1 protein-coding gene is annotated in these 277 nt (G+C 68.2%); it reads right to left on the reverse strand.

Going from position 1 to position 277, the window contains the following annotated elements; genetic code table 11:
- Positions 1 to 51: 51 nt before the first annotated feature.
- A partial coding sequence (locus tag ACQG3P_RS19600) for a BolA family protein (RefSeq protein ID WP_426805977.1) occupies positions 52 to 277 on the reverse strand: 226 nt, incomplete at its 5' end.

Below are 277 nucleotides of genomic sequence, written 5' to 3' on the forward strand. Positions count from 1 at the left end.
GTCTTGGCGAGGTCGCCCCGGGACTCACCGGGACAAGGCAGGACAAGGGTTTCAGCCCTTTTTTGACGGCGCGTCGGCACGAATGGACAACGCGTGGATATCGGTCTCCATCAGGGTGCCCAAGGCGGTGTAGACCGCGCGATGGCGCGCAAGCGGCAGCTTGCCTTCGAAGGCCGCGCTGACCCCGTGGACATTGAAGTGCCCGCGCCCCTCGCGCGCGCCCGCATGCCCGGCGTGGCGGTGGCTGTCGTCCTCCACCTCCCGCAGTTCCGGATCG

It is taken from the genome of Stenotrophomonas sp. SrG (assembly GCF_050031795.1).
GTDB classification, from domain to species: domain Bacteria; phylum Pseudomonadota; class Gammaproteobacteria; order Xanthomonadales; family Xanthomonadaceae; genus Stenotrophomonas; species Stenotrophomonas rhizophila_A.